The sequence below is a fragment of the Variovorax sp. GW821-FHT09D05 genome, assembly GCF_059416325.1.
Window position 1 is genome coordinate 14,134 of record NZ_JBWKOZ010000020.1, and the last position, 11,637, is coordinate 25,770.

Here is an 11,637-nt window from a genome sequence, read left to right on the forward strand (position 1 = left end):
GGGTAGCGGACCGGAACCTGACGGCGCAGCGGGATACCGGCGCGCGACCGTGCATACTCTCGCGCGCCCTAAAAACCATATTTCAGCAAGGATCCCATGTCAGGACACGGCTTTCACGTGCACGGCCCGCACGACCACGAACTGGAACACGCTGCATCAGGCGGCCATGGCAGTGGCCATGACGACACAGCAGCAGCGCATTCCGGCGGCATGAGCATGACGAGCAAGATCGCGGTGTGCACCGCCGTGATCGCCACCGTCGGCGCGATCTTCTCGTACATGGGCGGGGCCACGCAGGCCAACGCCGGCCTCTACAAGAACAACGCCGCGATCAAGAAGACCGAGGCGTCGAACCAGTGGAATTACTTCCAGTCGAAGAGCACCAAGCAAGCGCTGGCCGAGTTCGCGCGCGACACCGCGACCGACGACACCCGCAGGCAGGGCTGGCAGGTCAAGGTAGCGCGCTACGAGCAGGAGAAGACCGACATCCAGACCGAGGCGAAGAAGCTGGAGGCGGAGGCGAGCCGGTGGGATGCGCAGTCTGATGAGCAGATGCATCAGCATCATCGGTGGGCTCAGGCTACTACTGTGTTGCAGGTGTCGATTGCGCTGGCTGCCATTGCGCTGCTGACGAAGAAGAAATGGCTTGAGCGGGCGATGTTTGGTGTGGCGGCTGCGGGGCTTGTGGTGGGTGGGTTGGCGGCGTTTCACATCTAGTGCGTACCGCCTTCGCTCAAGGCGACACGCAACGACTGCATCGTGGTGTCGGCTATTTCGATCCGCCGCTGCAGCTCCTCATTGACCACCCGCACCAGCGCGCTGAGCTCGGTGCGTGTCGGATAAACCTCTTCGGTATCGTTCACCCCCTGTGGAACGATGAGCTTTTCGAGACCCACGTACGCACGCTGCACCTCGTGAAGACTGTCGATGTCATCGCATGCTTGCAGCGCAAGCGATTCAACGCTGGTGGCTTCAGAAGATTCGGGAAATGAAGAGACTTGCGCGGACGCGCGAGCGGATGCAGCCATGAATGGCCTCCAAGTGATTGCGGTTTGCTGAAACCGACGCACTCAACGCCAATTGAGGGCGGCAGCTCGACGGGTTGGCGTACCGGGCAATCACTTGCGTGAAACCGGCAGGGCGCGAGCCCTCCCGTCGAGCCGCCAAAACTGGAGGCACGAACGACAAAGCCGCAGACTCTGCGGGGAAACTGCGGCTTGTGTCGCAGTGATTGCACGGGACGCCAATCCCGATCACGCCTGTTTTGACGTGACGGCGCGCAGTATAGCCACGCAGATACCTGTGATTCGAGGAGGGGCGGGATGGTCCTGCGCCTCACAGCCCCGGAGTTGGACCTGCTTCGGTGGAATGCTGCAGTGCGATACAAGCCAAGCCCATGACAGGTACGATTTCGCCGTGGCCGCATCCACACGGCCACCGTCTCCTCCCGCGTATGCCCCTAACCCGAGCAACCTCGTCCATGACCGCCTCCCACCGCCAGCCCGTTGCACTGAACAAAGCCTACCGCCTGCTGAACCACGGCCCCACCGTGCTAGTGAGCGCCGCGCATGGCGGCCAGCGCAACATCATGGCAGCGGCCTGGGCCATGCCGCTCGACTTCGATCCGCCCAAGGTGGCGGTGGTGCTCGACAAGAGCACCTGGACGCGTGTGCTGCTCGAAGGCGCCGGCAGCTTCGCGCTGCAGGTGCCGGTGCGTGCTCAGCTCGACCTGACCGAAGCGCTGGGCAACAGCTCTGGCCGCGAGATCGTCGAGAAGTCGGGGCAGGACAAGTTCGCCGCCTATGGCCTGGAGACCTTCGCGGGCACGGCCACCGATGCGCCGCTGCTCGAAGGCTGCGCGGCCTGGCTCGAATGCCGGCTGCTGCCCGAGCCCTCGATCCAGCAGCGCTACGACCTGTTCCTCGGCGAGGTGATCGCCGCGCAGGCCGATGAGCGCGTGTTTGCCAACGGTCGCTGGAACTTCACCGGGCACAATGAGCTACGCACCTTGCACCACGTGGCGGGCGGGCACTTCATCGTCGATGGCGATGCGGTCGACGCGCAGCCACTGCCGCCGCTGTCTCGCTAGAGGACGTTCAGGCTGAAGTCCCCCGCGCCGCGCGCGGCACCAGCATCGCCCGCAAGGCCAGCACGCCGCACACGGCTGCCGCCAGCGCCAGCAGCACGGCCCAGAGCAGGCGCGACGGCGACGCAGCGTCCAGCCAGTCGGCCAGCAGCAAGGTGGTTGTGTTGTAGGCGGCGTGCAGCGCAATGCACGGAATGAGTGAGCGCGTGCGCTCGTACAGCCACGCGAGCACGGTGCCCATCACGAAGCCGACCACGAACTGGTAGATGTTCATGTGCGCCGCGCCGAAGAACAGCGCCGACATGAAGATTGCCTGCCCCCGCGGATAGCGCTGCAGGAAGCCGCGCAGCACGATGCCGCGGAACAGCATTTCCTCCAGCAGCGGCGCCAGCACGCACACCGCGAGCACGGCGGCGATGCTGCCGTCGGCCATGCGGCTGAACATCGATTCTTCCCAGGCCGACAGCGGAACAACGCGCATCAGCAGGTTGAGCGCGGAAGTAATCGTCAGCAGCAGCGCGGGCACCAGCAGCAGCACCGGCGGCACCACGAGCATGAGCACTGCCCCGGCGGAAGCCGGCGACTGGTGGAACAGCTCGCGGTACGTGAGCTTCTGGGCGTGCATCACCACCGCGAACACGCAGCCGTTGCCCAGCACGGCTGCGAGCACACCGATCTGCATGGTGTTGAGCTCCAGCCATCCGTTGGCGTCGCGCAGCGCTGCGCCAATGACGAACTCGCAGAGGAACAGCGCCACGAACAGGAGGGCGGCTTGCACCGCCGAGGGAAAGGCGGCGCTTTTCGGGGAAGGCATTGGGCGGGGCGCGGAGGGAGGGTGGCGCGGATGTTACGCGACCGGCTTGTCAGCCTCGCCGCAGGTGTTGCGAGAGCGGCGCGAGCGCTATCCCGCTGCTGCCGTCCTGCGCTGCCAGCACCAGTTCGCGCAGCAATGCGTACTCGCGCAACCGGGCAGCGCCGTGCGGGTCGCCCGGCTCGATCCCGGCGGAGGGGTGGCACATGAGCACGTCGCCGGTATTGCATGCCGAGATCCATTCGGACAGGCGCTGCTCGTGTTGCTGCATGTCGCCCGAAAAATCGTAGACGCCCAGCAGGTGGGTGCTCACGGGAATGCCGCGCCGCGCGGCCAGTGCGGCCAACTGCGGGCCACCCAGTGCGTGGATGACTCGGGCCTTCAGCCGCTCGGGGCCCTGGCGCAAGCCCGGCGCCGTGCTGCGGATCCAGGGCGGCGACGCGGCATAGCGCCGCGCGATTTCCTCCACCAGCAGATCGCGCACGACCGGGAACTGGTGCACGTGCCGGTGCCCGTCGACGAAGGCGGGCGCACGGCCCATGGCGTCCTCGAAGCGCGTCAGCTGGTCGCGGATGTCGGCCTGCAGCCCCGGTGCGAACACCGTGCGCGTGTACGTCCGCGCGAGGAGCCCCAAGAGCCCGGGCTCAGTACCGCCGGCGCGCGCGGGCCGCGTGAGGTCCAGATGCAGGCCGGCATCGAAGCGCGCCGGATCGATGCGCCGGAGCATCCGCGTTCCGGTCAGCCAGGCATCGCGTCGCACCATGCAGCTGGTCGCGGAGATCTTTCCCTGCTCGGCCAGGTGGAACACGGCGGAGTTGATGCCCGCGCTCATGCCGAAGTCATCCGCGCAGATGCAGAGGTAGCGCAGGGCCTCACTCATCGCCGTTCGTTCCGGAGATCGGGGCGGGCGTGGCTTCCAGGCAATGCGGGTCGCTCGTGGCGCTGCCTGCGAAACGCCATGCGGCGACGCCGTCGTTCACCGCCACCAGTTGCGCGCGGAAGAGCCAAGGGTGCGTGAGCTGCGCCGTGTTCGAAGCGACGAGCCATGTGGTGCGCGGCAGACACAGCGTGGCCGCGAGTTGCGTGCGGTCGATCAGCGTGCGGGCCGCGCGCTCCGGCTCGAAGCGGCCGGCGTCGGAGATCTCCTTGCGCCAGTTGTCGCGGGTGTCCAGCGCTGCCGCCTTCCAGTCGTCCGACACCAATACCGGCCCGCGCAGGTTCCAGTAGAAGGGAATGTCGTAGTAGTAGCTGTCGAGCATCAGCACCTGGTCGCCGGGCGCCACTGCCTGCCCGGCCGGCAGCCGCAGCCGTGTGCCCGGCGGCGATGAAAGGATCGAAATGGCAACCACGCAGGCGATGCACACGGCGGCGGCCCCCAGCGCCATTACGCGCACCTTGGGTAGCAGCGTCTCCAGCACGCGGCCGGCGAGCACGCGCTGCGCGATCAGGTACGCCAGCGGCGGCAGGGCGGGCAGCACGTAGCCGACGAGCTTGGAGCGCGGCAGCGAGAAGAACACCACGATGACTGCGAGCCAGATCCACATCAACCAGTCGACATCGCCGAGCCGGGGGCGCGCGGTGCCGTCCTTGCCCCTGGGCACGAACACCCACGCGAACCATGGCAGCGTGAAGCCTGCGAGCACCGGCAGGTAGAACCAGAAGCCATGCTCGTTGTTGAAGCCCGATGAAGCAAAGCGCCGGAAGTGCTGCGTGATGACGAAGTAGTCGAAGAACTCCGGGTACTTCATCTGCATCGCGATGAACCATGGGCCGGCCACCGCCAGCACGATTGCCCAACCGGGCAGCCACAGCGCGAGCCGCAGTGTTGCGAGCCTGCGCGTTGCTGCGCACCAGATCGCGATCACCATCGCGGGCAGCACGAGGCCTATCAGCCCCTTGGCCAGCAAGCCGGCCGCGGCGAACAGGTAGGCGCCCGCGAGCAGCGCTCGCCACGGCTCCTCGCGCTCCTTCGCCATTGCGGCACCGGCCGCCAGAAGCACCGTGGCAGAGATGCAGCCGGCCACCAGCATGTCGAGGTTCGCGAACTGCGCGCCCAGGAAGAAGAAGGGCGTGGTCACCAGCACCACCGTCGACAGCAGCGCCTGCGGCACTGTCGCCCACCGGCGCAGGAAGAAGAACAGCGAAGCCGCAGCAGCGCCACCGCCAAGGACGGACGGCAGCCGTGCGGCCCATTCCACCGGCCCCGTCACCGCCATCGCGGCGGCGCCGATCCAGTAGAACAGCGGCGGCTTGTGGAAGAAGGGCAGGCCGTCGAGCCGAGGCACCAGCCAGTCGCCGGAGTGCAGCATCGCGAGCGCGACGCCGCCGTAGCGGCCCTCGTCAGGCGCCATCAGCGGACGGAGCCAGGCGGTGGCCAGCAGCCACGCGAAGAGCGCGGCAATGAGCCACAGCGGCCGGGGCACGGTCCGCCATGCAGAGGCGAGTTGCTTCATGGCTTGCCGGTCTCGATTCCCGTGCCGCGCTCTTCGCGCACCACATACAGCGGGCGGCCCTTGACCTCCTCGTAGATGCGCGCGATGTATTCGCCCACGATGCCGGTAGAGATCATCTGGATGCCGATGAAGAACATCAGGCTCACGACGATGGTGGTCCAGCCCGAGACGGCATTGCCGAACAACAGGTGGTCGATTGCCACGAAGGCGCCATAGCCGAAGGCCGGCAACGCCAGCAGCAGGCCCACCACGCTGACCATGCGCAGCGGCCAGGTGGTGAAGGCAGTGAGCCCGTCGATGGCCAGGCGCACCAGCCGGCGTGCGTTGAAGGTGCTGCGGCCTTCCGCGCGCGGTGCGGGCGTGTAAGGCAGCGCCACTGCGCGAAAGCCCACCCAGGCGTACAGCCCCTTCATGAAGCGGCTGCGCTCCGGAAGGCTCATGAGCGCATCGACCACCTTGCGGTCCATCAGGCGGAAGTCGCCCGCATCCTTGGGCACGGCGAAGCGGTCCGACGAATTGACGAGGCTGTAGAAGAGCCGGCTGCCGATCTGCTTGAAGCGGCTCTCGTCGCTGCGCTCTTCGCGCACCGCATACACCACCTCTGCGCCGGCCACCCACTGTGCGACCATCGTGTGGATGAGTTGCGGCGAATGCTGCAGGTCGCCGTCGAGCAGCACCACCGCATCGCCCGTGGCAGCGGCAAGGCCTGCAGTGAGTGCGGCCTCCTTGCCGAAGTTGCGCGACAGAGAGATGCAGCGAAAGCCCGAGAGCTCGCACCACGCCTCGGCCACCGCGGCGGTGTCGTCGGTGCTGCCGTCGTCCACCACGATGATCTCCCAGCGCATGTGCGTGGCCCAGAGGATGTCTTCGAGCAATGGCAGCAGGTGCCGCAGGTTGGCCGCTTCGTTGAAGCAGGGGATCACACAGGAAATGCTGCGCGCTCCGGTCGGCGGAGTGAAAGGCGTGGCTGCGCGTGGCGCGGGAACCTCGGCCTGCGGCAGCCTGGCCGGTGCGCGCGAATGCCTGCTGGCGTTGGTCGGGGAGATCATGGATGCCTCCAGAAAGAAGCGGCCGCTGTCTTGTCGTCGCGCGCGCGGCCAGCGTGCGACGCCGGAAAAGAAATGAACCGGTGCGCGATCCATTGCGCGGCGGCGAGCAGCCCTGCGATCGCGACCGCGAGCAGCAGGCCGGCTGCGATGTCGAGCGGGAAATGAACGCCCACGTAGACGCGCGCCCATCCGGTGATGGCGGCCAGCAGCAGCAGCGGCACGCTCAGCCTGCGCAGGCTGGGGCGCAGCAGGAAGGCCAGCGCCACCATGAACATCACCGTTGCGTGCGTGCTGGGCAGCGAGCCGCGACCCGCATGCTCGATGTACGAAGGCGCCAGCCCCAGCATGAAAGGCCGCGGAGCGTTGAGCGACAGCGCAATCGCGTGCGAGGCCATCGATGCGAAGCCCGCGAGCGCCGCCACGATGCAAAGGTAGGCCCGGTCGGCGCGATGCCGCCACAGCGCCACAACGAGCACGCCCGCGCACAGCCAACTGCCCCAGAGCGCGAAGGCCGATGCAACCGACAGCACCCACGGCGTCGGCTGGCTGCCGGCCGTGAGCCATTGAAAGAGTGTGAGGTTCAGCGCATTCATGGCGCCACCTTCTTCGGCAAGCTGGAGAAAACAATGGGCGTGCGACAGCACCCGGTGCGGCGCGCGCACCAGAAAAATCCGGACATGGTCAAACCTTTCGAGAGGGACGCAGGAGCCCGCAGCGCGAAGCAGCGGACCACCAGACGCGCGAGGCGTCGTGTCTCAGATCCCGGAAGGTGGTGCAGCAGTGGGCGGCAGAAGCCGCCAGGGCTGCGAGAGAGGCGGGGCACCGCCGTGCGGCGGCACGTGTTCGGGCGCTTCGCGCACGATGGGCATCACCAGCCGTGCGACAGCCACGGCCAGCGGCAGCAGTGCCAGCACCATCGCCATCAGCGTGTTCAGCCCGAGCTTGAAGGCATCGGGGTGGTCGATGCTCGCCGGCGCCTGGGTGAATACGGTGGTCTCACGGTCGGACGGATGATCCGCACGGTCGTCGGCTTCGAATTGAGTGGTTTCGCTGAGGTTGCGCAAGCGCAGCATCGGCTCGTCTTCCAGCCCGTCGCAGCGGAAATGCACCGCGATGAAGGGCTGCAGAAAGATCAGCAGGATGCCGGCAACGCACCACGCCTTGTAGTGCGCCTCAGCAAAACGACGGATGCGTGCGAGCAGCATGCACGAATGCTAGGAGGCTCGTGTGAACAGAACCTGATCGGGCGGGTCAGCATCCCGCAAGGTTGAGGATGACGTGCGTGTGAAAAGGCCTTCGTGGGCTGCTTCATCGACCCCTCGTGCCGCAAGGCTGCTTCTTGACCCTGGAGTGGCTTTGGGGCTTTCAATCGCCTGCATGAATCCAGCTCTTCAGCATCAGGCTTTTGACCGTGAAATGTCATTCGCGCGCGCCGCACTGGCAAACGGCGACACCGCACAAGGGTGGCGTGCGCTCGAACTTGCACACGTCATCGGGCAGTCGCGCTTCCTTCTGCATCTGCGCGTCCATATGGCGATGCTCGGTGTCGCGGTGCGGCACAACGACCTGAAGGAAACGGGCGCACAACTGTTGCGCTTGGCCTTGGTTCCATTGGGTCACATGCTTGGCCGCCTGCCCGCCTTCAACCCCGGCAGTGGCCGCGTGAGTGCGCTATCGCCTGCTGACTGGCCTGGCGAACTCGACCCTCACTCTCTCGAGCGGATCGATCCTTCGGCATCACCACGCCGTTGCTGAACGGCGCTCACGCGGAGACGAGCTCCGGCCGCCCGCTAAAGCAAAAACGGAATAAACCGCCGCGTGCCCCGCATGTAAGCACGGTAGTCATCGCCGAAGTGCGCGATGCACTCCTGCTCGTCGCGCAGCGCCGTCAGAAACAGCAGCACCGTGGCCGCAACAACCAGCGCCAGCGTGAGCCATGTGAACTGCTTGAGGAAGGCACCCCACGCCAGCAGCATCAGCGCCGTGTACATCGGGTGGCGGATATAGCGGAAGGCGCCGGTGCTGACGATGGCTGAGGTTTTCTCGAAACCGTACAACGTGGGGTCGTCGCTGCGCGCCTCGGTCGGCTTGCCCTGCGCCTTGAGCAGCCGCACCGCGTGGATCGGCAGCCAGATCGACAGCACGAAGAAGAGCGACGAGACGATCTGCTTGGGCGAGAACGGATCGTCGTGCCACATGGGCAGGTTCACGACGATCAGCACCAGCATGCATTCCCATGCGAAGAAGCGGTAGAAGCCGTGCGAGCCGGGCTGGCTCAGCGGGCCGCGCGACACGTACAGCAAAGCGGCCGTGCCGGCGACGAAAAGGAAGAGCTGAATCCAGAAGAGCATGGCGGGCGAATTTACACGGCCCGCGGGCATCAGCCCGAAATGGAAAACCCGCCGTCGACGGGAATGGCCGTGCCCGTCACGTAGTCCGACGCGGGGCTCGCGAGGAACACGGCGGTGCCGGCAATGTCGGCCGGCTGGCCCCAGCGGCCGGCGGCGGCGCGGGCCTTCACCCGCTCGTACAGGCCCGGAACCTGGCTGCGCGCGCCATCGGTCAGTTCGGTCTCGAACCAGCCCGGCAGGATCGCGTTGACCTGGATGTTGTCGGCCGCCCACGAGAGCGCCGTCGACTTGGTGAGTTGCACGATGCCGGCCTTGCTCGCGGCATAGGCTGGTGCGTAGGCCGCACCGAAGATCGACATCATCGAGCCGATGTTGATGATCTTGCCGCCGCCCGCGGCCTTCAGGTGCGGGTGCGCGGCGCGGCTGCACAGGAAGGCGCTGGTGAGGTTGGTGTTCATCACCTGGTGCCACTCGTCCAGCGAGAGCTGGTCGACCGGCTTGCGTATGTTGGTGCCGGCGTTGTTGACGAGGATGTCGAGCCGGCCGCAGCGCGCGGCGGCATCGTCGAACAGCTTCTGCACCGAGGCTTCGTCGCTCACGTCGGCTTCGAGCGCGAAGCTGTCGCTGCCCAGCGCCTTCAGCGCTTCGACGGCAGCGGCCGACTTCTGCGCATTGCGCGCGGCGACGATGACGCGCGCACCGGCCTTGGCAAGGCCCTGAGCCATGCCGAGGCCGATGCCTCCGTTGCCGCCCGTGACGAGCGCGACTTTGCCAGTGAGATCGAACATCAGGTTGAAGCGGGAGTGGAGGTGGTTTCGGGTTTCTTGGAAACGAGCGTCAGGATATCGTAGCTGGCGACCAGCTCGCCGTCCTGGTTCGTCACTTCCACGTCCCATGCCACCACGCCCTGGCCCTGGCCGCTCGCGTCTTTCTTGTTGCGATCGATCTTGCGCTTGCAGGTCAGGCGCGCCTGGATGGTGTCGCCAATGCCCACGGGCTTGGTGAAGCGCAGCGTGTCGAGGCCGTAGTTGGCCAGCACCGGTCCCGGCGATGGCGACACGAACAGCCCGGCTGCAGCCGACAGCACGAAGTACCCGTGCGCAATGCGCTTGCCGAAGGGCGACTGCTTCGCGGCCACCTCGTCGAAGTGCATGTAGAAGTAGTCGCCCGAGATGCCGCCGAAGGCCACGATGTCGGCCTCGCCGACGGTGCGGCGGTGCGTGAGCAGCGAGTCGCCGATGCGCAGGTCTTCGAAGTAGCGGCGGAAGGGGTGCACATCGCTCTCGCGCACGGCCGCGCCGCGCACGTGTTCGCCGGTGATGGCGGCCAGCATGGTGGGCGAGCCCTGCACCGCGGCGCGCTGCAGGTAGTGCTTCACGGCGCGCAGGCCTCCGAGTTCTTCGCCGCCGCCCGCGCGGCCGGGGCCGCCGTGCTTGAGCTGCGGCAGCGGCGAGCCGTGGCCGGTCGACTCGGCCGCGGCCTCGCGGTCGAGCACCAGCAGGCGGCCGTGCCATGCGGCAGCAACCGGGATCGCCTTGGCCGCGATGGCCGGGTCGCGCGTGACCAGCGTGCCCACCAGGCTGCCGCGGCCGCGCGCGGCCAGTGCCAGCGCTTCGTCGATGCCGTCGTAGGGCATCAGCGTGCTGACGGGGCCGAAGGCCTCGACGTCGTGCGCGGCGTCGTGTTCGAGCGGCTTGCGGCTCAGCAGCAGCGTGGGCGCGAAGAACGCGCCTTCGCTCACGCCGTCGCCCACCGGCGAGAAGCCGTCGCGCTCGCCGTACACCAGCTCCGCGCCCTTCAGCAGCGTGGCCACGCGTTCGGCCACGTCGGCTTGTTGGTCGCGCGAGGCGAGGGCGCCCATGCGCACTTCTTCGCGCGACGGATCGCCGACGACAGTTTTCGCGAGCCGCGCGCGCAGCCGCTCGGCCACCGCATCGAGATGCTGGCGCGGCACGATCGCGCGGCGGATGGCCGTGCACTTCTGGCCGGCCTTGGTGGTCATCTCGCGCGCCACTTCCTTCACGAAGAGATCGAACTCCTCGTCGTCGGGCGTCACGTCGGGCGCGAGGATCGCGCAGTTCAGCGAGTCGGCCTCGGCGTTGAACGGGATCGACTGGCGCACGATGTTCGGGTGCACGCGCAGCTTGGCAGCGGTATCGGCCGAGCCGGTGAAGGTCACCACGTCGGGGCCTTCGAGCCGGTCGAGCAGGTCGCCCGTGCTGCCGATCACGAGTTGCAGGCTGCCCGCAGGCAGGATGCCCGACTGCACGATGAGGCGCATCAGCGCTTCGGTGAGGTAGCTGGTGGCCGTGGCCGGCTTGCCGATGCAGGGCATGCCCGCGAGGAAGCTGGGCGCGAACTTCTCGAGCAGGCCCCAGATGGGAAAGTTGAACGCGTCGATGTGCACCGCCACGCCGCCGCGCGGCACCAGGATGTGCGTACCCGCGAAGCCGCCCTTCTTGCCGAGCGGGAAGGCCGGGCCTTCGTGCACGAGGTTGCCCGAGGGCAGCTCGTTGGTGCCGATGCTGGCGTAAGCGCTCAGCGTGCCCGCACCGCCCTCGATGTCGATCCAGCTGTCGGCGCGCGTCGCACCCGTGTGGGCCGAGACGGCGTAGAGCGCTTCCTTGTTCGCGGCCAGGTACTTGGCCAGCGCCTTCAGGCGTTCGGCGCGCTGCTGGAAGTCGAGCGCCATCAGCGCGGGAATGCCGGTGCGGCGCGCGTACTGCAGCGCCTCGGCGAAGTCGATGGCCTCGGCGTGCGTGCTCGCCACGGGCTGGCCGTTGACGGCACTGCGCAGTTGCTGCGCGGCCTGCTGGCCGATCCAGCGGCCGGCGATGTAGCTTTGGAGGGTGGTGGTCATGGTGCGTGTCCTTTGGTCAATGGCGCC

Annotated in this window: 13 protein-coding genes; 3 read left to right on the plus strand and 10 right to left on the minus strand. The window is 67.3% G+C overall.

Features of this window, described 5'->3' with window-relative positions; translation table 11 throughout:
* Positions 1 to 96: 96 nt before the first annotated feature.
* The gene (locus tag AC07O3_RS33840; protein ID WP_495341455.1) at positions 97 to 717 is read left to right on the plus strand and encodes a DUF4337 domain-containing protein; all 621 of its coding nucleotides are present in this window, start codon (positions 97 to 99) and stop codon (positions 715 to 717) included.
* Here the strand turns inward: AC07O3_RS33840 and AC07O3_RS33845 are convergent.
* Positions 714 to 1,028 carry a hypothetical protein gene (locus tag AC07O3_RS33845; protein WP_495341456.1) on the minus strand — a complete coding sequence of 105 codons (315 nt, stop codon included), beginning with the start codon at positions 1,026 to 1,028 and terminating at the stop codon, positions 714 to 716. The genes AC07O3_RS33840 and AC07O3_RS33845 overlap by 4 nt on opposite strands.
* A 452-nt stretch (positions 1,029 to 1,480) precedes the next feature.
* Here AC07O3_RS33845 and AC07O3_RS33850 point away from each other — a divergent pair, with 452 nt between their 5' ends.
* On the plus strand, positions 1,481 to 2,089 hold the full coding sequence (locus AC07O3_RS33850) for a flavin reductase family protein (protein ID WP_495341457.1): 609 nt from the start codon (positions 1,481 to 1,483) through the stop codon (positions 2,087 to 2,089).
* A 7-nt stretch (positions 2,090 to 2,096) separates the two neighbouring features.
* Here AC07O3_RS33850 and AC07O3_RS33855 read toward each other — a convergent pair whose 3' ends face one another.
* The 6 genes from AC07O3_RS33855 to AC07O3_RS33880 all read right to left on the minus strand — a co-directional run bounded on the left by AC07O3_RS33855 (position 2,097) and on the right by AC07O3_RS33880 (position 7,604).
* Positions 2,097 to 2,900 carry a CPBP family intramembrane glutamic endopeptidase gene (locus AC07O3_RS33855; RefSeq protein WP_093048799.1) on the minus strand — a complete coding sequence of 268 codons (804 nt, stop codon included), beginning with the start codon at positions 2,898 to 2,900 and terminating at the stop codon, positions 2,097 to 2,099.
* Positions 2,901 to 2,949: 49 nt separating this feature from the next.
* Complete coding sequence (locus tag AC07O3_RS33860) at positions 2,950 to 3,777, minus strand: ChbG/HpnK family deacetylase (protein WP_495341458.1); 828 nt, start codon at positions 3,775 to 3,777, stop codon at positions 2,950 to 2,952.
* Entirely contained in the window at positions 3,770 to 5,350 is a 1,581-nt protein-coding gene (locus AC07O3_RS33865) for an ArnT family glycosyltransferase (protein ID WP_495341459.1), read from the minus strand. The genes AC07O3_RS33860 and AC07O3_RS33865 overlap by 8 nt, the downstream gene beginning before the upstream one ends.
* Positions 5,347 to 6,399: a glycosyltransferase family 2 protein gene (locus AC07O3_RS33870; protein WP_495341460.1), complete on the minus strand. Its 1,053-nt coding sequence runs from the start codon at positions 6,397 to 6,399 to the stop codon at positions 5,347 to 5,349. Before AC07O3_RS33870 ends, AC07O3_RS33865 begins: the two co-directional genes overlap by 4 nt.
* Positions 6,396 to 6,992, minus strand: a complete 597-nt coding sequence (locus tag AC07O3_RS33875; RefSeq protein WP_093172401.1) for a phosphatase PAP2 family protein — start codon at positions 6,990 to 6,992, stop codon at positions 6,396 to 6,398. Before AC07O3_RS33875 ends, AC07O3_RS33870 begins: the two co-directional genes overlap by 4 nt.
* 162 nt (positions 6,993 to 7,154) lie before the next feature.
* Positions 7,155 to 7,604, minus strand: a complete 450-nt coding sequence (locus AC07O3_RS33880) for a hypothetical protein (protein WP_495341461.1) — start codon at positions 7,602 to 7,604, stop codon at positions 7,155 to 7,157.
* Positions 7,605 to 7,776: 172 nt separating this feature from the next.
* Here AC07O3_RS33880 and AC07O3_RS33885 point away from each other — a divergent pair, with 172 nt between their 5' ends.
* Positions 7,777 to 8,154, plus strand: a complete 378-nt coding sequence (locus tag AC07O3_RS33885; RefSeq protein ID WP_093048810.1) for a DUF3703 domain-containing protein — start codon at positions 7,777 to 7,779, stop codon at positions 8,152 to 8,154.
* Positions 8,155 to 8,189: 35 nt separating this feature from the next.
* Here AC07O3_RS33885 and AC07O3_RS33890 read toward each other — a convergent pair whose 3' ends face one another.
* From AC07O3_RS33890 to paaZ, 3 genes are read right to left on the minus strand one after another with little or no spacing between them, the layout of a single operon-like run.
* Positions 8,190 to 8,750, minus strand: a complete 561-nt coding sequence (locus AC07O3_RS33890; protein ID WP_495341462.1) for a methyltransferase family protein — start codon at positions 8,748 to 8,750, stop codon at positions 8,190 to 8,192.
* Positions 8,751 to 8,779: 29 nt separating this feature from the next.
* Positions 8,780 to 9,538: an SDR family NAD(P)-dependent oxidoreductase gene (locus tag AC07O3_RS33895; protein ID WP_093172397.1), complete on the minus strand. Its 759-nt coding sequence runs from the start codon at positions 9,536 to 9,538 to the stop codon at positions 8,780 to 8,782.
* On the minus strand, positions 9,538 to 11,610 hold the full coding sequence (gene paaZ, locus AC07O3_RS33900) for a phenylacetic acid degradation bifunctional protein PaaZ (RefSeq protein WP_093048818.1): 2,073 nt from the start codon (positions 11,608 to 11,610) through the stop codon (positions 9,538 to 9,540). Before paaZ ends, AC07O3_RS33895 begins: the two co-directional genes overlap by 1 nt.
* Positions 11,611 to 11,637: the final 27 nt, after the last annotated feature.

Bases quoted from the DNA above. Each gene is read 5' to 3' on its own strand.
- AC07O3_RS33840 (WP_495341455.1), top strand. From the start codon at position 97: ATGTCAGGACACGGCTTTCACGTGCACGGCCCGCACGACCACGAACTG.
- AC07O3_RS33845 (WP_495341456.1), bottom strand. From the start codon at position 1,028: ATGGCTGCATCCGCTCGCGCGTCCGCGCAAGTCTCTTCATTTCCCGAA.
- AC07O3_RS33850 (WP_495341457.1), top strand. From the start codon at position 1,481: ATGACCGCCTCCCACCGCCAGCCCGTTGCACTGAACAAAGCCTACCGC.
- AC07O3_RS33855 (WP_093048799.1), bottom strand. From the start codon at position 2,900: ATGCCTTCCCCGAAAAGCGCCGCCTTTCCCTCGGCGGTGCAAGCCGCC.
- AC07O3_RS33860 (WP_495341458.1), bottom strand. From the start codon at position 3,777: ATGAGTGAGGCCCTGCGCTACCTCTGCATCTGCGCGGATGACTTCGGC.
- AC07O3_RS33865 (WP_495341459.1), bottom strand. From the start codon at position 5,350: ATGAAGCAACTCGCCTCTGCATGGCGGACCGTGCCCCGGCCGCTGTGG.
- AC07O3_RS33870 (WP_495341460.1), bottom strand. From the start codon at position 6,399: ATGATCTCCCCGACCAACGCCAGCAGGCATTCGCGCGCACCGGCCAGG.
- AC07O3_RS33875 (WP_093172401.1), bottom strand. From the start codon at position 6,992: ATGAATGCGCTGAACCTCACACTCTTTCAATGGCTCACGGCCGGCAGC.
- AC07O3_RS33880 (WP_495341461.1), bottom strand. From the start codon at position 7,604: ATGCTGCTCGCACGCATCCGTCGTTTTGCTGAGGCGCACTACAAGGCG.
- AC07O3_RS33885 (WP_093048810.1), top strand. From the start codon at position 7,777: ATGAATCCAGCTCTTCAGCATCAGGCTTTTGACCGTGAAATGTCATTC.
- AC07O3_RS33890 (WP_495341462.1), bottom strand. From the start codon at position 8,750: ATGCTCTTCTGGATTCAGCTCTTCCTTTTCGTCGCCGGCACGGCCGCT.
- AC07O3_RS33895 (WP_093172397.1), bottom strand. From the start codon at position 9,538: ATGTTCGATCTCACTGGCAAAGTCGCGCTCGTCACGGGCGGCAACGGA.
- paaZ (WP_093048818.1), bottom strand. From the start codon at position 11,610: ATGACCACCACCCTCCAAAGCTACATCGCCGGCCGCTGGATCGGCCAG.